The 17,639-nt window shown below is 64.7% G+C and carries 16 protein-coding genes; 6 read left to right on the top strand and 10 right to left on the bottom strand.

Features of this window, described 5'->3' with window-relative positions:
* Positions 1-132 precede the first annotated feature (132 nt).
* Positions 133-399, bottom strand: a complete 267-nt coding sequence (locus tag B5V03_RS19280; protein WP_129271976.1) for a hypothetical protein — start codon at positions 397-399, stop codon at positions 133-135.
* Positions 400-891: 492 nt separating this feature from the next.
* Here B5V03_RS19280 and B5V03_RS19270 point away from each other — a divergent pair, with 492 nt between their 5' ends.
* The 5 genes from B5V03_RS19270 to B5V03_RS19250 all read left to right on the top strand — a co-directional run bounded on the left by B5V03_RS19270 (position 892) and on the right by B5V03_RS19250 (position 5,422).
* Positions 892-1,938 carry a LysR family transcriptional regulator gene (locus B5V03_RS19270; RefSeq protein ID WP_129271975.1) on the top strand — a complete coding sequence of 349 codons (1,047 nt, stop codon included), beginning with the start codon at positions 892-894 and terminating at the stop codon, positions 1,936-1,938.
* Between the two features lie 29 nt (positions 1,939-1,967).
* Positions 1,968-2,339, top strand: coding sequence for a helix-turn-helix domain-containing protein (locus B5V03_RS19265; protein ID WP_045008888.1), 372 nt, complete (start codon positions 1,968-1,970; stop codon positions 2,337-2,339).
* A 399-nt stretch (positions 2,340-2,738) separates the two neighbouring features.
* Positions 2,739-4,100, top strand: a complete 1,362-nt coding sequence (locus B5V03_RS19260; RefSeq protein WP_129271973.1) for a L,D-transpeptidase family protein — start codon at positions 2,739-2,741, stop codon at positions 4,098-4,100.
* A gap of 121 nt (positions 4,101-4,221) precedes the next feature.
* Positions 4,222-5,037, top strand: coding sequence for an enoyl-CoA hydratase (locus B5V03_RS19255; protein WP_129271972.1), 816 nt, complete (start codon positions 4,222-4,224; stop codon positions 5,035-5,037).
* Between the two features lie 103 nt (positions 5,038-5,140).
* Positions 5,141-5,422, top strand: coding sequence for a hypothetical protein (locus B5V03_RS19250; RefSeq protein ID WP_129271971.1), 282 nt, complete (start codon positions 5,141-5,143; stop codon positions 5,420-5,422).
* A gap of 43 nt (positions 5,423-5,465) precedes the next feature.
* On the opposite strand, the gene B5V03_RS19245 is transcribed toward B5V03_RS19250, so the two are convergent.
* From B5V03_RS19245 to B5V03_RS19235, 3 genes are all read right to left on the bottom strand, one after another.
* Positions 5,466-6,545: an isocitrate/isopropylmalate dehydrogenase family protein gene (locus tag B5V03_RS19245; protein ID WP_129271970.1), complete on the bottom strand. Its 1,080-nt coding sequence runs from the start codon at positions 6,543-6,545 to the stop codon at positions 5,466-5,468.
* A gap of 135 nt (positions 6,546-6,680) precedes the next feature.
* Positions 6,681-7,748, bottom strand: a complete 1,068-nt coding sequence (locus B5V03_RS19240; protein ID WP_129271969.1) for an alcohol dehydrogenase — start codon at positions 7,746-7,748, stop codon at positions 6,681-6,683.
* Positions 7,749-7,897: 149 nt separating this feature from the next.
* Entirely contained in the window at positions 7,898-9,094 is a 1,197-nt protein-coding gene (locus B5V03_RS19235; RefSeq protein WP_129271968.1) for a CaiB/BaiF CoA transferase family protein, read from the bottom strand.
* Between the two features lie 184 nt (positions 9,095-9,278).
* On the opposite strand from B5V03_RS19235, the gene glgA reads away from it, so the two are divergent.
* On the top strand, positions 9,279-10,694 hold the full coding sequence (glgA, locus tag B5V03_RS19230; protein ID WP_129271967.1) for a glycogen synthase GlgA: 1,416 nt from the start codon (positions 9,279-9,281) through the stop codon (positions 10,692-10,694).
* 285 nt (positions 10,695-10,979) lie between these two features.
* On the opposite strand, the gene B5V03_RS19225 is transcribed toward glgA, so the two are convergent.
* The 6 genes from B5V03_RS19225 to ccoG all read right to left on the bottom strand — a co-directional run bounded on the left by B5V03_RS19225 (position 10,980) and on the right by ccoG (position 17,615).
* Positions 10,980-11,930 carry an oxygenase MpaB family protein gene (locus B5V03_RS19225; protein ID WP_164988137.1) on the bottom strand — a complete coding sequence of 317 codons (951 nt, stop codon included), beginning with the start codon at positions 11,928-11,930 and terminating at the stop codon, positions 10,980-10,982.
* Between the two features lie 78 nt (positions 11,931-12,008).
* The gene (locus tag B5V03_RS19220) at positions 12,009-13,151 is read right to left on the bottom strand and encodes a patatin-like phospholipase family protein (protein ID WP_129272042.1); all 1,143 of its coding nucleotides are present in this window, start codon (positions 13,149-13,151) and stop codon (positions 12,009-12,011) included.
* 128 nt (positions 13,152-13,279) lie between these two features.
* The gene (ccoS, locus tag B5V03_RS19215; RefSeq protein WP_129271966.1) at positions 13,280-13,447 is read right to left on the bottom strand and encodes a cbb3-type cytochrome oxidase assembly protein CcoS; all 168 of its coding nucleotides are present in this window, start codon (positions 13,445-13,447) and stop codon (positions 13,280-13,282) included.
* Entirely contained in the window at positions 13,447-15,639 is a 2,193-nt protein-coding gene (locus tag B5V03_RS19210; protein ID WP_129271965.1) for a cation-translocating P-type ATPase, read from the bottom strand. Before B5V03_RS19210 ends, ccoS begins: the two co-directional genes overlap by 1 nt.
* A gap of 11 nt (positions 15,640-15,650) precedes the next feature.
* Complete coding sequence (locus B5V03_RS19205; RefSeq protein ID WP_129271964.1) at positions 15,651-16,136, bottom strand: FixH family protein; 486 nt, start codon at positions 16,134-16,136, stop codon at positions 15,651-15,653.
* A gap of 15 nt (positions 16,137-16,151) precedes the next feature.
* Positions 16,152-17,615: a cytochrome c oxidase accessory protein CcoG gene (ccoG, locus tag B5V03_RS19200; RefSeq protein ID WP_129271963.1), complete on the bottom strand. Its 1,464-nt coding sequence runs from the start codon at positions 17,613-17,615 to the stop codon at positions 16,152-16,154.
* Between the last annotated feature and the right edge of the window lie 24 nt (positions 17,616-17,639).

Below are 17,639 nucleotides of genomic sequence, written 5' to 3'. Positions count from 1 at the left end.
GGTGTAGCCGATGCGGGGGAATGCGCAACAGAGGCGCATAAAACCAGGGCTCCTCCCGATGCCGTCCGTGATCACAGATGCGGCATCGGGACGCGCACAAATCTCGCCAAAAAGCGAGATCAGGCGGCGCGGCTACTTCACCACGCGGAGCAGCGGACGCCGGGGCTGGTCCTGCGTCTGCTTGGAAGGGGGCTGCGGTTCGCTTCCGGCGCTCCGCAGCATTTCGTCGCACAGCGCCTTGAGATCGGCGCCGTCAATTCCTTTGAGTTTCATCCGCACGTCGAGGATGACGATGGACAGCAGCTCGGCCGACTCACGGCTGTTCATCTCGTTGAGCGCCCTGCGGCACTCCTCAAGCGTTTCCAGCACCGACTGCAACTGTTCGTCTGAATGCGACACGGCGTTCTTTCCGTTAATTCGGCCTGTGAGACGTGTTGGTGGTGATCCCTTCGGCCCCCATGGAGAACCAAGGATAGCACGAGGCTCCTGCGCCTCCGAACATGATTTCAATGTGTTTCTGCGCTGAAACCGCAGTTTCCGCGACCATTGCGCCGCTGCGCTGTTGGCGATCGGAGAAACCGCCGGAGACAAGACGCCGGAGGACCTGTGGTTGATCCATCCGGGACCTCGGCGGCACCTCTCGCGCGAGACCGTCCATCGCGGACAGCGCCGACAATCCCGTAGCCATCTCAAGGCTCGCAACGGAACTCACGCGACACCCCTCAGCCGGGCGATAAACTGCCCGATTCCCAACCTCATTCCCCGTCCTGGCCGCACTCGAATACCACCCGCGACGCAGTAAGGATGACGTTCAAAACTCGTCGTTCCCCAACCCGTCGTGGTTGTGGTTTGCACGAGATTCTGCCAGTTTAGCAACCTGAAGGGACTTGTATGCACTCCTTGGCGGAAAGGGGCGTTCCATTGGAAGAACGCCTAAAGGCAAATATCAGCGGCCTCTCCGATTGGGATGCGGCGCGGATATTCTTGGAAGTCGTTCGACGCGGAAGTTTCCGCTCGGCGGCGGAACGCCTGTCCCTGTCGATCAACGCCGTCCGCCGCCGAATCGATGATTTCGAACGCCAGACCGGCACCACCTTGTTCACCCGCGATGTCCACGGCACCCATCTGACCGACGAGGGCGCGATGGTGGTCTCTGCTGTTGAGCGCATGGAGGCGGCCGCCTTCGACGTGCTGCGCACCAGCGATTCGACGGCCAATGCCCTGTCCGGCGAGGTTCGCGTCGCCGTGACCGAGGGACTTGGGACGTTCTGGCTAGCTCCCCGGCTGGTCGAATTCCAGCAGGCCTATCCGAAAATCCTGGTCGACCTGCATTGCGCGATGCGCTCGGCCGACGTCTCCCGCCACGAGGCCGACGTCGCTATCCATCTGTCGCGCCCGTCCGCGCTCGACGTCAAGCTGGTGCGGCTCGGCCGCATGCATCTGATGTTCTGGGCTTCGGAAAAATACCTCGAGAAATATGGCACACCGCGCTCGGCCCACGAATTGATCAAGCACCGCCTGGTGCTGCAATTCGCCGACCAGCTCGCCGCCAAGGAAACCTTTGAGAGCTTCTTCCCGGGCGTTTCGGAACGTGACCTGCTGGTCATGAAAACCAACGTCTCAAGCGCCAACTACTGGGCTGTCGCGAATGGAGCCGGAATAGGCGTATTCCCGAGCTATGCCATCGCGCTTGGCGGGAAGTTGATTCCACTGGAGGTCGAGCTGAACAGACCGCTGGATATCTGGCTGTCCTACCATCCCGGTAGCGGTCGGATACCGAGAGTGCGGCACATGATTGACTGGCTGATCGAAGCCTTCAATCCGGCGCGATTCCCGTGGTTTAAGGAAGAATTCGTGCATCCGCATGAATTCAAGGACTCGTACATGGGCGAACCCCTGACCCACCTCTTCGGGGGATTTTCAACCGAAGAACGATGAGAAAACGAATGAAAACAGCGGCGAAGAGAATGAAGCAGCGCAGTGCCGGCAAGCCGGACATTGAGTTGGGCAAGCGGATCCGTCTGCGGCGCGTCGAGATGAAGATCTCGCAGGCTGAGCTCGGCGACAAGCTCGGCGTCAGCTTCCAGCAGGTCCAGAAATACGAGAAGGGTGTCAATCGCGTCGGCGCGGCCCGCCTTCAGCAGATCGCCACCGCCCTCGATGTGCCGGTGACCTTCTTCTACGACGGCGACAACAAGGCGCGCGAAGTCGAGAGCCTGCTGTTCCTCGATTCGGCCTTCAGCCTCCGCCTGCTGCGCGCCTACAGCAAGATCAAGGATCAGACGGTGCAGCGTCAGCTCGTCTCGCTGATGGAATCGATCGCGGCGAACGAAGCCTGATCGATCGACGGTCTGGCCGTTACGGCCGATGTTCAATCCGCCGCGTCGCGGGGGCGCGGCCGGATTGAACGAGACCGACCGGATCAGACGAACTGGGTCAGATCTGGCCCGCGCGCTGTCCGCGCGTGGCCCGTCCTGGGCGGTCTGACCGCCCCTTTTTCTTGGCTTTTCCCCGCCATCGCGCGCGGTTGTCGCGAACCCATCCCGCCTTTGCTGCGACCTAATCGAGAGCCTCCGCGACTTCACGCGCGGGGCGTTCGACTGCCGTGCTTAATGGGACCTCAACATTGATGGCCTAACGTCCCGCCGATTTTACCCATCGGCGCACGTGGCGCGGCGACCGGGAATTGCCAATACGCGGCCCGTCCGGGCCCCGTCCTCATGGGGAAGACAAGACTGATGTCGAAGCGCCATGCCGTGATCATTGCCGTAAATCTGTTCGCGGTGGGCCTGTTCGCCAGCGCCTCCGCGCTTGCGCAAACCGAGACCACGGGCCAAGCCGGTCCGAAGCCGGCAACTTCGGCCGGCACGGTGCCGGCCACAGCCAATCCGGCTCATGCGGCCGCGCCGAAAGCTGCCGCAACACCCACATCGACGGCTGAGAGCCGCTCGGCCGCGGCGCTCGCGATGACGCACGAGCCGACCTATGACGAGGGGACGGCCCAGCGGATCAAGGACGCGGCGCTGAGCTATTCCGACCTTGCGGTGCGCGGCGGCTGGCCGACCATCCCGGCGGATGCGAAGTTCGCGCTCGGCATCCAGGGCGCCAATGACGAGTTGCTGCGCAAGCGCCTGATCGTCTCCGGCGATCTCGCCGCCGACAAGGCCAGCGGCGCCTTCGACCAGGATCTCGCGGACGCGGTGAAGCGCTTCCAGGCCCGCCACGGGCTGGCGCCGACAGGCACAATGACGCCGCGCACGCTCACGGCGATGAACGTCTCCGTGCAGAAGCGTATCCGCCAGCTCGAGGCTTCGCTGGAGCGGCTCGAGAACATGAATTTCGGCTTCGGCCAGCGCTATGTCGTGGTCAACATTCCCGCCGCCTTCGCCGAGGCGGTCGAGAACGACGTCGTCATGCGGCGCTATCGCGTCATCGTCGGCAAGACCGAAAAACCCTCGCCAACGTTGACGGCGCAGATCAGCAGCGTCGTGCTCAACCCGACATGGACGGTGCCGTCCTCGATCGCCAAGACCGAGATCTCCGCGCATATGCGGAAAGATCCGACCTATCTGTCGCGTATGCACATGGAGGTGCTCGACGGCCACGACAATCCGATCGACCCGCATTCGGTCGACTGGTCGGGCACGCACACACCGAATTTCACCGTGCGGCAGCAGAACGGCACCTTCAACGCGCTCGGCGCGGTAAAGATCGACATGCCGAACCCCTATTCGGTCTACATGCACGACACCAACCAGCGAAATCTGTTCAGCGACGACTACCGTTTCGATTCCCACGGCTGCTCGCGCGTCGACAATGTGCGCGATCTCGCGGCGTGGCTGCTGAAGGACCAGCCGAAATGGAGCCGCGCCGCGATCGATACGGAGATCGCCACCGGCCAGCATCTCGACGTCGCCATGGCAAAGAAGGTGCCGGTGGCCTGGATCTACCTCACCGCGTGGATGACCAAGGACCAGACCATCCAGTTCCGCAACGACGTCTATAACCAGGACGAGCAGTTGCTCGAGGCCACCGCCGAGGAGGCCGCGTTCTTCGGCAAGGCCGCCGGCCATCCGCTGACAGCGCACATGGCGCAGTAGCGCAGCCAGCGCGCCATGCAATCGCGGCACAGGCGGATGCAAAGCCGCCTCCCTCGCCGCGGTTGACCCGGGCCGCAGCCCGGCCGCACATTGCGCCCGGCCACCGACAAGCGAGCGCGCGATGCCTGATCTCTCCAACGAAAAATCCTACGCCGACGGCAAGATCCTCCAGCACACCGCCAGCGGCGTCGGCGTCATCACCTTCAACAACCCCGACAAGCGCAACGCGATGTCGCTCGAGATGTGGGAAGGATTTGGCGAGGCGCTGACGGCCTTGCGCGACGACGATGCGGTGCGCGTCGTAATCCTGCGCGGGGCCGGCGGCAAGGCATTTGTCTCGGGCGCCGACATCAGCCAGTTCGAGAAGACGCGTCACAACGCGGCAGCGTCCGAGGAATACGGCAAGCGCAGCGCCGTCCAGCGCACGCTGCTCGCCGACTATCCCAAGCCGACGATCGCCTGCATCGAGGGCTTCTGTCTCGGCGGCGGCATGCAGGTTGCGATGCTTGCCGACATCCGCCTCGCCGCGCATGGCAGCCAGTTCGGCATTCCCGCCGCAAAACTCGGCATCGCCTATGGCTATGACGGTTTGAAGCACCTGGTGTCACTGGTCGGCCCGTCCTGGGCGCGGCTTCTGATGTACACCGGCATGCGCATCGATTCCGCCGAGGCGCTGCGCATCGGATTGGTCGAGCGCGTGATCCCGGACGACCAGCTCTGGGGCGAGACGATGGCGATCGCCGAGACGATCTCGCAAAACGCCCCGCTCGCCATCAAGGCGGCCAAGCTCACCATCGCGCAGGTGCTGAAGGACGAAAGCCAGCGCGACACGGACGCGATCAAGGCGATCGGCAACGCCTGCATGGACAGCGCCGATTTTCGCGAAGGCCGCCAGGCCTTCATGGAGAAGCGCAAGCCGCAGTTTCAGGGGAAGTAAGCTGAACCTTTATTCAGGAAGATTAAATTCCTCGCGCAGCTCGCCGCTATAGCAACCAGTTGATCCGTCAAAAGTTCTCTCGCCACCAACGAGGGAGATGACGATGAAACTGAAACTTGCTGTTCTTAGTCTGGCTGCCCTCGGCAGCGTGGCGCTGGCGTCGGGACAAGCGCTCGCGGCGATGCCGAACGGCATTCCGCAGGCCGATCGGATCGCTAGCGGTCCGGCCGCGAACATCGATCAGGTGCGCATGGTCTGCAACGCGTGGGGCCGCTGCTGGTGGCGTCCGAACTATTACGGCGCCTATGGCTATTACGGCGGCCCGCGCCGGTTCTACGGCCCGCGTCCGTGGGGCTGGGGCCACCGCCACTGGCGCCGCTGGTAAACGACGAAGGGGCCGCGAGGCCCCTTTTTTCTTGTCGCGATGGCTACAACGCCCCCAGCACCGCCTTCGTGATATCAGCCGTGCCGTTGCTGCCACCGAACTCCATCGGCTTGATGCCGCCGGCATAGACCTGATCCACCGCGCGCTCGATCGTCTCGCCAGCTTCCGCCGCGCCCTCCACGCCGTGCTTGTCGGCTAGCCAGTCCAGCATCATCGCGGCCGACAGGATCATGCCGGTGGGATTGGCCTTGCCCTGCCCCATGATATCGGGTGCTGTGCCATGGCACGGCTGGAACACGGCATATTTGTCGCCGATGTCGGCCGACGGCGCCATGCCGAGGCCGCCGATCAGGCTCGCGGTGATGTCGGAGACGATGTCGCCGAACATGTTCTCCATCACCATCACGTCGAAATCCCAGGGCCGCTTCACCAGCATCGCCGAGCAGGCATCGACGTAGAGCCGATCGGTCTTCACATCAGGATGCTTCTTTTCGATCTCGTCGAAAATGCCGCGGAAGAAGGCAAACGCCTTGAACACGTTCGCCTTGTCGACGCAGGTCAGCATGCCCGGCTTGCCGCGTGCCTTGCGCCGCTCGGCGAGGCGAAACGAAAACTCGAACAGACGCTCGGAGGTCTTGCGCGTGATCACCATGGTCTCGCGTGCATCTTCGTGCGTCACGACGCCCTTGCCCATCGAGGCGAACAGGCCTTCGGTGGACTCGCGGATCACGACGAGATCGATGCCGCGCTGGTCGGCGCCGACGATCGGGCTCGGCACGCCCGGAATCAGCCGCGCCGGGCGCACACCGGCATAGAGATCGAAGATGAAGCGCAGCTCGATCTGCGGAGCGATCTCGGTGTTGTCGGGGTAGCGCACCGACGGCAGGCCGCAGGCCCCGAGCAGGATCGCGTCGGCTTCCTCGCAGAGCTTGATGGTGGTGTCAGGCATCGACTTGCCGGTCGCGAGATAATTGTTGGCGCCAGCCGGCGCCTCGGTGAAGCGGAAGCTCAAGCCGGATTTCTGTTCGATCTTGCGCAGGACTTCGATCGCCGGCGCCATGACTTCGGGACCGATGCCGTCACCGGCGAGCACGGCAATGTGGAAGGCGTTGTTTGCGGACATGGAGGTTCCTGTATGAAGGAAAGTGTAGCCTCGTCATTGCGAGGAGCCCTTGCGACGAAGCAATCCAGACTGCGTCCGCGGAGGGATTTCTGGATTGCTTCGCTTCGCTCGCAATGACGAGGAGAGAGCGTCGAACTACGGCGTCAGCACGGTGCGGCCAACCACCGCGCCCTGCTGCAACTGCACCAGCGCGTCGTTGGCCTTGTTGAGCGGCGCCTTCGTCACCGGGATCGGGGCGACGTTCTTGGCGCGCACGAGATCGAGCAGCTCCTGCGTTTCGCGCAGGTTTCCGACATAGCTGCCCTGGATCGTCACCGCCTTGATCGGAATCAGCGGCAGTGCCCAGGTCGCGCCGCCGCCGAACAGGCCGACGATGACGAGTTTGCCGCCCTTGGTGAGGCAATCAAAACCAAGTTGTGTCGTCGCGGCGTTGCCGACGAGGTCGATCACAGCGCGGATCGGGCCACCCGCTTTCTTGGCGAGTTGCTCCAGCGCGTCCGGCGCCTTGGGATCGACGGTCGCGAGCGCGCCGGCCTTCTCCGCGGCCTCGCGCTTCCTGCCGTCGATGTCGACCATGATCGCGCCCTTGCCGCCCATCGCCTTGAGCAGCGACAGCGCCATCAGCCCGAGGCCGCCGGCACCGAACATCACGATCGGCGTGTCAAAGTGTTGCTCGACCTTCTTCAGCGCGCTGTAGGTGGTGACGCCCGAACAGGCGTAGGGCGCAGCCGACGCGGGATCGAGCCCTTTCAGATTCAGCAGATAGCGCGGATGCGGCACCAGCATGTGATCGGAATAGCCGCCGTCGCAATAGACGCCGAGCGAGCGCGGCGTCAGGCACATGTTCTCGTCACCGGCCAGGCACGTCGCGCATTTGCCGCAGCCGATCCAGGGATAGACGAGGCCGACATCGCCGAGCTTCAGATCGCCCTGGTCGGTCGGCTTCACGTCCGGGCCGAAGGCCGCGATCTCGCCGACCGTCTCGTGACCCATGGTCAGCGGCAGATTGATGCCGCGGTCCTTCAGCGACAGCGGCTTGCGGCCGTGGCCGAGATCGTAGCCGCCTTCCCAGATGTGGAGATCGCTGTGGCAGACGCCGGCGGCCTTGACCTTGATCAGCACCTGCGTGCCCGACGGCTGCGGTGTCGCCTCGTCGAACTCCTGCAGCGGCGCCTTGAAATCAGCGACCTTGAAACTCTTCATCGGAATCCTCCCGGCGTATTTGTTGTTGTCGCGCCACCATGCCACGGCCGGCAAGGCGAGACAAACCTGGACCTGTCTAGTTTACACCGGCCGATGATGGCAAGCCGACCACGCGCAAAGCCGCATTGCTTGCTGCACAACGCCGTTCGTCAGCCCTGCACGGCCGTTTTGCCCGAGGGAGTTGGCGCCTCATCGGCGAGGCCAACCTCGTCGCGCAATTCGCGCGTGTGTTCGCCGAGCACGGCCATCGTCTTCGCCGGCGTGGTGTCGGCACCCGACATCCGGAACGGCAGATTGAGCACCTGGAACGCACCGCCTCCGTCCTCCACCGACGAGAGCGCCTGCCGGTGTGCGAGCTGCGGATCAGCCAGCGCCTCGGACACGGTGCGATAGGCCGAGGCCGGCACGCCGGCCGCTCCAAGCGCGACGAGACAAGCATCGGTCGAGAGCTGCCGGGACCAGGCTTCGACGCCGTCCATCATGTCCGCCCAGTTCTCGCGGCGTGGCGCATAGCTGGAGAAGCGCGGATCGGAAATCCATTCGGGGCGGCCGATCACGCCCATCAGGCACTGAAACGTCTTCTCGCTCGCAACTGTGATCATGACGTAACCGTCGGCGGTCTCGGTCGGCCCGAACATCGGGCGCGGCGGCGGCTTCACCGCGAATTGCGAGCTCTGCAACTCGATCACCGTCAGCGTCAACATCGACTCCAGCATGGAGACGTCGATGTGCTGACCAAGGCCGGTCACGGTGCGCTGATAAAGCGCAGACGCAATCGCGCCAAAGCCGTAAGTGCCGGTGACGACGTCGGCATGGTAGATGCCGCAATAATCGGGACGGTTGCGGCCGGGCTGGTAGGCGAGATGCGCCATGTCGTAGCCGGAGGCTGCGTGGATCACCGGCGCGTAGGCCGGCAACTCCGCCGAGGGACCGCTCTGGCCATAGCCGGAGATCGAGCAATAGATCAGCTTGGGATTGACCGGACGCAGGCTGTCGTAGTCCAGCCGCAGGCGGCGCATCACGCCTGGCCGAAAGTTCTCGACCAGGATGTCCGCGGCCGCGACCAGCCGTCGCACCGCCTCCCTGCCGTCCTCGGATTTGAGGTCGAGCACCACGCTCTTCTTGCCGACATTGAGCTGGCCGAACACGGTGCTGCAGCCCTTGCGCAGCGGAGGCCGGGTCCGCATCGTCTCGCCGCCGTCGGTCTCGATCTTGATGACCTCGGCGCCCATGTCGGCGAGCATCCGCGCGCAATGGGGACCGGCGATGGTGGTCGAAAAATCCAGGACCCGCAGGCCAGCGAAAGCCCTTGTCGTCGTCTGTTCGTGCTTATCTTGTAGTTGCATCCCCGGCCCGTCCCTTAGGAACAATCAATGTTCCCTCTTGTTGATGCGCCGACCCTAGAGGGCGGCGGCTGAGTAGGAAAGTCTTTACCGAACGGACGCGTCTGGTGGGCAGGCTGAGAATTTCCAGGGCAACTGGACCCGTTCTTGCATAGCAGCAAACGGGATCGGATGAGGGCAGCAGTTCTTGAGGGTCTTGTTCGTTACGACAGAGATGGACGACTTCGTCCGCGTCGGCGGACTCGGAGCCGTTTCCGCCGCGCTTCCGAGAGCCCTTCGCCCTTTCGCCGATATCCGGGTGATGCTGCCCGGCTATCGCGACATCATCGAGCAACTCACCCATATACAGATCGTTGGCCGCTGTCCGGCGTTCGCGGAGATGCCGGCCTGCTCGCTCGGCCGGGCCGCGACCAAGGACGGCCTGCCGGTCTATGTGCTGTTGTGCTCGCAACTCTACGACCGGCCCGGCAATCCCTATGGCGACGAGTCCGGGCGCGACTGGCCCGACAACGACATCCGCTTCGCGCGCTTCGCCTCGGCAGCCGCTGAGCTTGCCATGGGCAAGCTGGACAAGAATTGGGCAGCAGACCTGATCCATGCCAATGACTGGCAGGCCTCGCTCGTGCCGGCCTATCTCGCCTGGCGCGGCAGCAAGCTGCCGTCGATCCTGACGATCCACAACCTCGCTTATCAGGGCCTCTTCCCGAAGGACTCACTGCGGCGGATCGGCGTCCCCGAGAGCTCCTTCCACATCGACGGCGTCGAGTTCTACGATCAGCTCTCGTTCCTCAAGGCCGGCCTCGTCTACGCCTCGCACCTCACCACCGTCAGCGGGACCTACGCGCGGGAAATCACCACGGATGAATTCGGCTGCGGCCTCGAAGGTCTGCTCCGCGTCCGCTCCGACGCCTCCGAGCTGACGGGCATCCTCAACGGCATCGACGAGAGCTGGGACCCGCGCTCCTGCGCGCAGCTCGCCCAGCAATTCGGCGCCGGCGACTGGATCGGCAAGAAGGCCAATGCGGATTACGTGCGCAAGCAGTTCGGGCTTGCGGTGTCGCGCGGGCCGATGTTCGGCATCGTCGCGCGGCTCGTGCACCAGAAGGGCATCGACCTCGTGCTGGCAGCCGCCGACGAGATCATCGACGCCGGCGGCCAGATCGTGGTCACCGGCTCCGGCGAGCCCGCCCTCGAACAGGCCTTGGTCGACGCCCATCGCCGCCGCCCGGACGCCATCGGCGTCACGATCGGCTTCAACGACGCCCAGGCGCGGCGCATCTTCGCCGGCAGCGATTTTACCCTGATGCCGTCACGCTTCGAGCCGTGCGGTCTCAGCCAGATGTATGCCCAGCGCTTCGGCTCGCTTCCGATCGGCCACCAGACCGGCGGCCTCGCCGAGACCATCACCGACGGCGAGACCGGCTTCCTGTTCTCAAAACCCTCGCACGAATCCTTCCTCGGCGGCGTCCGCCGCGCCTTCGAGGCCTTCATGGCCCAGGACCAGCTCGACACCATGCGCCGCAGCGCGATGGGCCGGTCGTTCTCCTGGAGCATCTCGGCCGGCAGCTACAGCGCGCTGTACCGGAAGCTGGCGGCGGTGTGAGCCCACGGCGCTTCGCCACACTCCGTCATTGCGAGCGAAGCGAAGCAATCCAGAATCCCTCCGCGGAGACAGCCCGGATTGCTTCGTCGCGAGAGCTCCTCGCAATGACGATGGGGAGAGCGTGCGCCTCACCCCCACTCTCGTGCCGCGGACGCAGCGCAGCGTCTCTTGACGGTGCACTGCTGAGCCGGGGCCCATATCTCGACGGAGTTCGTGGCCTCTGGGTCCCGGCTCTGCGCCGCAACGCTTACGCGTTCCGGTTTGTCCGGGACACGAGCGTGGCTCTCACCCCTTCCCGCGCACATCCATCTGCGGCCGGCCGATCCAGGCGCGGTTGAGGCAGCGCGTCATCCAGTCAGGCTGCAGCTCGCCGCGCAATCGCGCCTGCGCTTCCTGGTAGGGACCGACATAGCGCAGCCGGTCCGGCAATTTCGGATAGACCCGCCTGATCCATTTCAGCGCGTTGTCGGCAGACCTCTTGTCCCGCTCATCCAGCTCAAACCCAAATCCGGCGCGCAACGGCCCCGGCAGCAGGCTCGCCGTGATCGCACGATACCATCGCGGCGGCCGCAGCCATGGACGCGCGCCGCCAAAAATCTGCGCCGCGATCTCGCGCGCCGGCGGGCTGACGGTCAGCGTGTCCGACTGCGCCGTCGCATAGGTGTAGGCAGCAAAGCCGGCCCAGTCCGCCGGCAAATCATCGCCCGTCAGTCCGAACAGCGCGCCAAACGTCCGGCTCTCCGTCCAGTAGCGCTCGCGCTCCTCGGCGGAGAGCGGCGGCAGGACCAGATCGTGCGCCATCAGTGCGGTCTCGACCAGCGTGGCGTGAACCCAGCGCAACGAGGGGATGTCGTTGGCGCAATAGAGTGAGCCCGCCGCGAACGGGCCGACCGTCTCCGACATCTCGCCGACGATCATCGAATGGCGCCGGTGCAATTGTCGCGACGACAGCAAGGCCCGGTCGAGCGAGCCGAACACCATGGCAAAGACGATGTCGAAGGTACGATGGAAGCGCCCGATCGGATCGGCAAAGGTCTTTGAATGCTCGGCGATGGCAGCCGCGACCCAGGGATGGGCCAGTTGCAGTAGCAGCGCGCGGCCGGCACCGAGGAAGATGACGGCCTCCCGGTCGATCCGCCAGGTGACCGAGGAGGGACCGAACACGCCGGGGACCGGTCCCGCCGCGTCAGCGCGGACCTTGTCGAGCGCCAGTTCCAGATCGTTTCCGGACACCACTTGCACGGCCTTTCAAAGGCGGACAACGACGGACGATCCGCAATGCCTGTGGCAATTCGATGAACGGCTGATGCAGCCCTACTCCGCGGCCATCGGCATCTCATCCAAATGCTCGTGCAGCACCACGCCGGCGAGCGGGTCGAATTCGCCGATCCACGGCTTGCGCGCGAGCACCGACTTCGTGTGAGCGTAGCCGGCGTGCCAGCGCCGCGTAATTCCTGACGGGCTGAAGTCGATATCCTTGGTATGGGTCTCGCGGTCGAGCTGCGGGGCCAGCAGCCGCACCACATGCATGCGGGTCGGACAGCCGTAGCTCATCAACTCCATCACCGCGGGATCGCTGCGCTCGCTCTCGGGCAGTCGCGCCGCGAGTTGATTGATGACGTGGCGCAGGCGATGGGCCTGCTGCTGACGCTCGATCTGGCTCGCGATCCGGCTGGAATATTGCACGTCCTTGTGCCGGCTCAGCACCTCGCCCATCGTCGTCGGTTCGGCACCGACCGGATTCCAGAGATGCACCGAGAAAATCAGCGAATCCCTGCGTGGATTGTCGTCGAACACGGCTTCCGTCGGCGTGTTCGACAAAATGCCGCCGTCCCAATAGAGCTCGCCGTCGATGCGTACCGCCGGGAACGCAGGCGGCAGCGCGCCGGAAGCCATCACATGCTTCACCGTCAGCTCGCCGTCGCGGCTGTCGAAATAGCGCATCTGGCTGGTGCCGACATGAGCTGCACCAACCGTGAGTCGCGGCGCGCCGCGACTGGCGAGGCCGAAATCGACGAGATCGCGCAGCGTGCTCTCCAGCGGCGCTGTCGAATAGTAACCGGCGCGATCGGCGCCGAGCGGATAGGTCTCGCCGGCATGCGCCAGCGGATTGGGCTGGAAGAAGCCGGCAATGCCGTGGGTGACGGTCGACCAATAAGCAAGCTTGTCGTCAAAGCCGGGAATGCCGATTGGTAGAGGCCAGGCCGGATTCTGCTCCATCCGCTTCCAGAATTCCTTCAGACGCGCGAGCCGGTTCTCCGGCGCATTGCCGGCGATCAGGCTCGCATTGATGGCGCCGATCGAGGTGCCGATGACCCAGTCCGGCTCGATACCGGCCTCGTGCAGGGCCTGGTAGACGCCCGCCTGATAGGCGCCGAGTGCGCCGCCGCCCTGCAGCACCAGCACGATCTGTCCCGGCAGGTCGTTATGCCTGCACACCTCGGCACTCCCCTGCATGCTCGTCACGCTCCTGCTCCAGAGAGCCTTACGCAAAATCCTGCGGCATTGTTACGCCCGACGACCATCGGCCGTCCAGCAATCAACGTCTGGGAAGGGGGGCGGAAAGCTACGGAACCGGCGGAGCGTTAACGCTTTGCCGGCGCCTCCTGCGGCGGCTCGTCGTCCGCAATCGCGCGCCAGGCTGCGCCGTCGAGATCGTCGTACTGGCCGCTCCGGAGCGACCACAGAAAGCCGGCGAGACCGGCGAGACCGAGCATCAGCGCCAGCGGTACCAGGATGACCAAAATTTCCATCACAGGCTCTCCCGCGAGTTGCCGCGCGCACGCAACGAGTTCACCATCACCAGGATCGACGATCCGCTCATGGCCGCCGCCGCGATCAACGGCGTCACGACGCCGCTGATCGCGACCGGCACGGCGAGGACATTGTAGAGGATCGCAAGCCAGAGATTTTGCCGCATCAGATGCAGCGCCTTGCGCGCGGAATCGATGGCGGCAACGACGGGGGCCAGCGGCCGGCCGAGGAAGACGTGATCGGCGGTGGCCTGGCTCAGATGCGCGGCCGAGATCGGCGACATCGAGACGTGGGCGGCCGCCAGCGAGGGCGCATCGTTCATGCCGTCGCCGACCATCAGCACCTTGGCGCCGCGCTTTTCCAATTCCTCGATCCGCGCGATCTTGTCGGCCGGTGTGACGCCGGCGCGCCATTCGGGAATGCCGAGCGCGTGCGCGGCCGCCCTCACCGCCGCCTCGTGGTCGCCGGAGAGGATCTCGATGCCGACGTTGCGCGCCTTCAGCGCCGCGATCACGGCTTGCGCATCCGGACGCAGGCCCTGACGCACCGAGAGGATGAATTTTGCGCTGCCCTTGCTGAACGCCACGATGGAGGCCTCGGGGTCGAGATCGTCGGTCAACCCGACGAGGCCCTCGGCGCCACAGAAGGAAGGACGTCCCAAGCGAATCTCGATGCCGTCGACCGTTGCACGGACGCCCTGCCCGGCCTCTTCGACCGCGCCGACGACAGGCGATCGCGCGCCGGCAGCCTGCGTGACTGCGGCGGCGACCGGATGATGACTCGACAGCGCGAGGCGGCCAGCAAGCTCAAAAATGTCGGCGGGAATGTCGGCCGCGTTGATCACATCGAGATCGGGCAGCGTCAGCGTGCCGGTTTTGTCGAAAATGATATGGTCGGCTTCGGCGAGGCGCTCGATGGCGTCGCCCGAATTGAGCAGCACGCCCGCCTTGAACATTGCGCCCGACGCGACCGTCTGCACGGTCGGAATGGCAAGGCCCAGCGCGCAGGGACAGGTGATGATCAGCACCGCAACACCGGTCACGATCGCATCGTGCCAGCTCGCGCCGGCGATGACCCAGCTCAAAATGGTGATGAGCGCGGTTGCATGCACCACCGGCGCATAGAGCCGCGAAGCACGGTCGGCGAGCCGCATGTAGCGCGAGCGAGCCTGCAGCGCGTTGTCGAGCAATCGCGTGATCTCGGCGAGCAGCGTCGCCTCCGACGCCGCCGAGACCCGCACCCGCAGCGTGCCCGAAATGTTCATCGAGCCCGCATAAACCGGCGTGCCCCGCCCGGCCGTGACGTAGAGTGTCTCGCCGGTGATCGGGCTCTGGTCGATCTCGGAACGGCCTTCGATCACGGTGCCGTCGACCGCGCAGCGCTCGCCGGGCCGCAAGAGGACGATGTCGCCGGGATGGATCGCCGCGACCGGCACCTGCGAAATCTCGTCGGGCCCGACGAACTTGGCCGCGGTCTCCGCCTTCAGCGCCGCGAGATTGCCGGCGACCGCGCGGGTCCGCCGCCGCATGTTCTGGTCGAGGAAACGGCCGACCAGCAGGAAGGTCAGCAGCATGATCGCCGCATCGAAATAAGCGTGCTCGGCGTGATGAATGGTCTCGACCACGGACATGCCGAGCGCAACGCACACGCCGATCGAGATCGGCACGTCCATGTTGGTGGTCTTGCTCGACAGCGCGCGCCAAGCCGAGCGGAAAAACGGCTGTCCGGCATAGGCTGCCGCCGGCAACGCGATCAACGCCGACAGCCAGTGGAAGAAATCGCGCTGCTCGGGCAGCATGTCCGAGACATTGCCCGACCACACCGGGATCGACAGCATCATCACGTTCATGGTGGCGAAGGCGGCGACGCCGAGGCAGCGCAGCAGGAAGCGGGATTCGGCAACTTCCGTCGCCTCTGCGCTTTCGGTCTCATAGGGATAGGCCTTGTAGCCGAGCTCCGCGAGCCGGTCGATGAAACGCGCCGGGTCGAGCGTGCCTTCTTTCCACTCCAGCGCAACGCGCCGGTCGGTGAGGTTCACGCGCGCCAGCGTGACGTCGGGAATGGCGGAGAGCCCGCGCTCGATCTTGGCCATGCAGCCGGCGCAGTGAACACCCTCGACCGCGAGATCGATATGCTGGAGGCCCTCGCCCGCGGCGCGGACGTAATGAGAGAAATCCCGCGTGAACTGCATGACGATGTCCCTCAGTTCAGGATCACGCGGTTGCGCGACATGAACACACGCTGTCCCCGCGCCTCGCCCTCGATCACCAGATCCCACTGCCCTGGTGCAACGGCGGCGGCATTGCCGCGATAGATTCCGACGCCTGCTTCCGACAGCTCGACCGCGAGATCGGCGCGCTTGTCGGTCGGCCGCTCCAGGCGCCCGCCGAACTTTAATCCGGTCACGGGCTGGCCCGCCGCGTCGCGCGCCTCGACCTGAAGCACGGCATTGCCATCGGCGCGCCGCTCGATATGCGCGCCGACCTTCCATTTGCGCGCGGCCTGACCCTGCGCCGCGGAGATCTCGCGGTCATAGCTGAGGCCAGCAGCATAAGGACTATCGACGTCGGTGCCTGGCAGCGTCGCGATCGCGAGCTTCATCATGGTCACGTTGACGCCGATCACGATTCCGAAAAAGGCGACCAGCATCAGGAACACTTTTGTTCCGGTCAGCGGCTTGGTGGCCATGGTGGTCTCCTGAATTTACGGCACGACGAAATTGTCGGTGGAGGTGGCGACCTCGCCGAGGCCGATATCGGTGACGTGGAAGCGCACAGGAATCGACTTCTCCGGATTGCCGTCGGCCGGCGCGGTGACCAGCAGGCGCAACTCGCTGGTGCTATCGCGCGGGATCACGATCATCGGCCGATCAGGCGTCACGGAATCGGCGCCGACGACATGCGTGGTCAAATTGACCGGACCGTACGCGTCGATCGCGATGACGCGGTCGTAGCCGCTCTTGTTGAGCAACCGCACCGTATAGGCGTTGCGGATCGAGCCGTCGCTGAGTTTGACCGCGACCGGATTGCGGTCGTGCAGCACGTTGATGTCGAGCAGGCTGCGGGTCGCCAGCGTATAGAGCATGATGCCGCCGACCGCCGCGATGATCGCGCTGTAGACGACGGTGCGGGCACGGACGATGCGATAGACCGGCGCCTTGCCTGCCCGGCGGCGCCGGATGTTGATGTCGTTGTCATAGCCGATCAGCCGCTTCGGCCGGCCGATCTTGGTCATCACGTTGTCGCAGGCGTCGATGCAGAGCCCGCACTGGATGCATTCGAGCTGCGGCCCGTTGCGGATGTCGATGCCGGTCGGGCACACCGCGACGCATTGATAGCAGTCGACGCAGTCGCCGACATGCTCGCCCTGCGCGCGCAGCTCGGCCGCCTTCTTGACGGAGGTGCGCTTCTCGCCGCGGTCGTAGCGATAGGTGACATTGAGCGCCCATTCGTCGGTGAGCGCGGCCTGGATCCGCGGCCACGGGCACATATAGGTGCAGACCTGCTCGCGCATGTAGCCGGCGAGCACATAGGTCGTCGCGGTCAGGATGCCGATCCAGATATAGGCGATGACAGGCGCCTGGAAGGTGACGAGCTCCTTCACCAGCGTCGGTGCATCGTTGAAATAGAGCACCCAGGCACCGCCGGTCCACCACGCGATCATGAGCCAGATCGTATGCTTGAGTGCGAGCTCGCTGATGCGCCGCAGCGTCAGGCCGGATGATTTGTCCTTCTTCATCCGCTCGCGGCGGTCGCCCTCGACGAAACGCTCAACGGCGTAGAACAAATCGGTCCATACCGTCTGCGGACAGAGATAGCCGCACCAGATGCGGCCGCCGACGGAGTTCATCAGGAACAGCGCCACCGCGGCCACGATCAACAGGCCGGTGAAGTAGTAGACCTCCTGCGGCCACAGCTCGATGAAGAAGAAATAGAAGCGGCTGTTGGGCAGGTCGATCAGCACCGCCTGGCTTGGCGCGCCAAGGCCGCGGTTCCAGCGAACGAAGGGCAGCAGGTAGTAGACGCCGAGGCACAGCACCATCAGGCCCCATTTGATCCGGCGGAACGTGCCGGAGATGCTCTGCGGATACACTTTCTTCTGGGCGACGTAGAGCGGCCCGTTGTCGTCGTCCGATGTGAGTTCGTTCGGGTTCACGGTCTTGTTCATCGCTCTAGAACTTCTCGAAAAGGT

This window comes from Bradyrhizobium betae, assembly GCF_004123905.1.
GTDB lineage: Bacteria > Pseudomonadota > Alphaproteobacteria > Rhizobiales > Xanthobacteraceae > Bradyrhizobium > Bradyrhizobium betae_A.
Note: the sequence above shows the minus strand (reverse complement) of the source record. Positions and strands in the feature narration are given on the sequence as shown.

Excerpts from the sequence above, each read along its gene's own strand:
- B5V03_RS19235 (WP_129271968.1), bottom strand. The coding sequence starts at position 9,094 with ATGCAACTACAAGATAAGCACGAACAGACGACGACAAGGGCTTTCGCT.
- B5V03_RS19270 (WP_129271975.1), top strand. The coding sequence starts at position 892 with ATGCACTCCTTGGCGGAAAGGGGCGTTCCATTGGAAGAACGCCTAAAG.
- B5V03_RS19255 (WP_129271972.1), top strand. The coding sequence starts at position 4,222 with ATGCCTGATCTCTCCAACGAAAAATCCTACGCCGACGGCAAGATCCTC.
- B5V03_RS19265 (WP_045008888.1), top strand. The coding sequence starts at position 1,968 with ATGAAGCAGCGCAGTGCCGGCAAGCCGGACATTGAGTTGGGCAAGCGG.
- B5V03_RS19245 (WP_129271970.1), bottom strand. The coding sequence starts at position 6,545 with ATGTCCGCAAACAACGCCTTCCACATTGCCGTGCTCGCCGGTGACGGC.
- B5V03_RS19260 (WP_129271973.1), top strand. The coding sequence starts at position 2,739 with ATGTCGAAGCGCCATGCCGTGATCATTGCCGTAAATCTGTTCGCGGTG.
- B5V03_RS19250 (WP_129271971.1), top strand. The coding sequence starts at position 5,141 with ATGAAACTGAAACTTGCTGTTCTTAGTCTGGCTGCCCTCGGCAGCGTG.
- B5V03_RS19240 (WP_129271969.1), bottom strand. The coding sequence starts at position 7,748 with ATGAAGAGTTTCAAGGTCGCTGATTTCAAGGCGCCGCTGCAGGAGTTC.
- ccoG (WP_129271963.1), bottom strand. The coding sequence starts at position 17,615 with ATGAACAAGACCGTGAACCCGAACGAACTCACATCGGACGACGACAAC.
- B5V03_RS19220 (WP_129272042.1), bottom strand. The coding sequence starts at position 13,151 with ATGCAGGGGAGTGCCGAGGTGTGCAGGCATAACGACCTGCCGGGACAG.
- B5V03_RS19205 (WP_129271964.1), bottom strand. The coding sequence starts at position 16,136 with ATGGCCACCAAGCCGCTGACCGGAACAAAAGTGTTCCTGATGCTGGTC.
- B5V03_RS19210 (WP_129271965.1), bottom strand. The coding sequence starts at position 15,639 with ATGCAGTTCACGCGGGATTTCTCTCATTACGTCCGCGCCGCGGGCGAG.
- ccoS (WP_129271966.1), bottom strand. The coding sequence starts at position 13,447 with ATGGAAATTTTGGTCATCCTGGTACCGCTGGCGCTGATGCTCGGTCTC.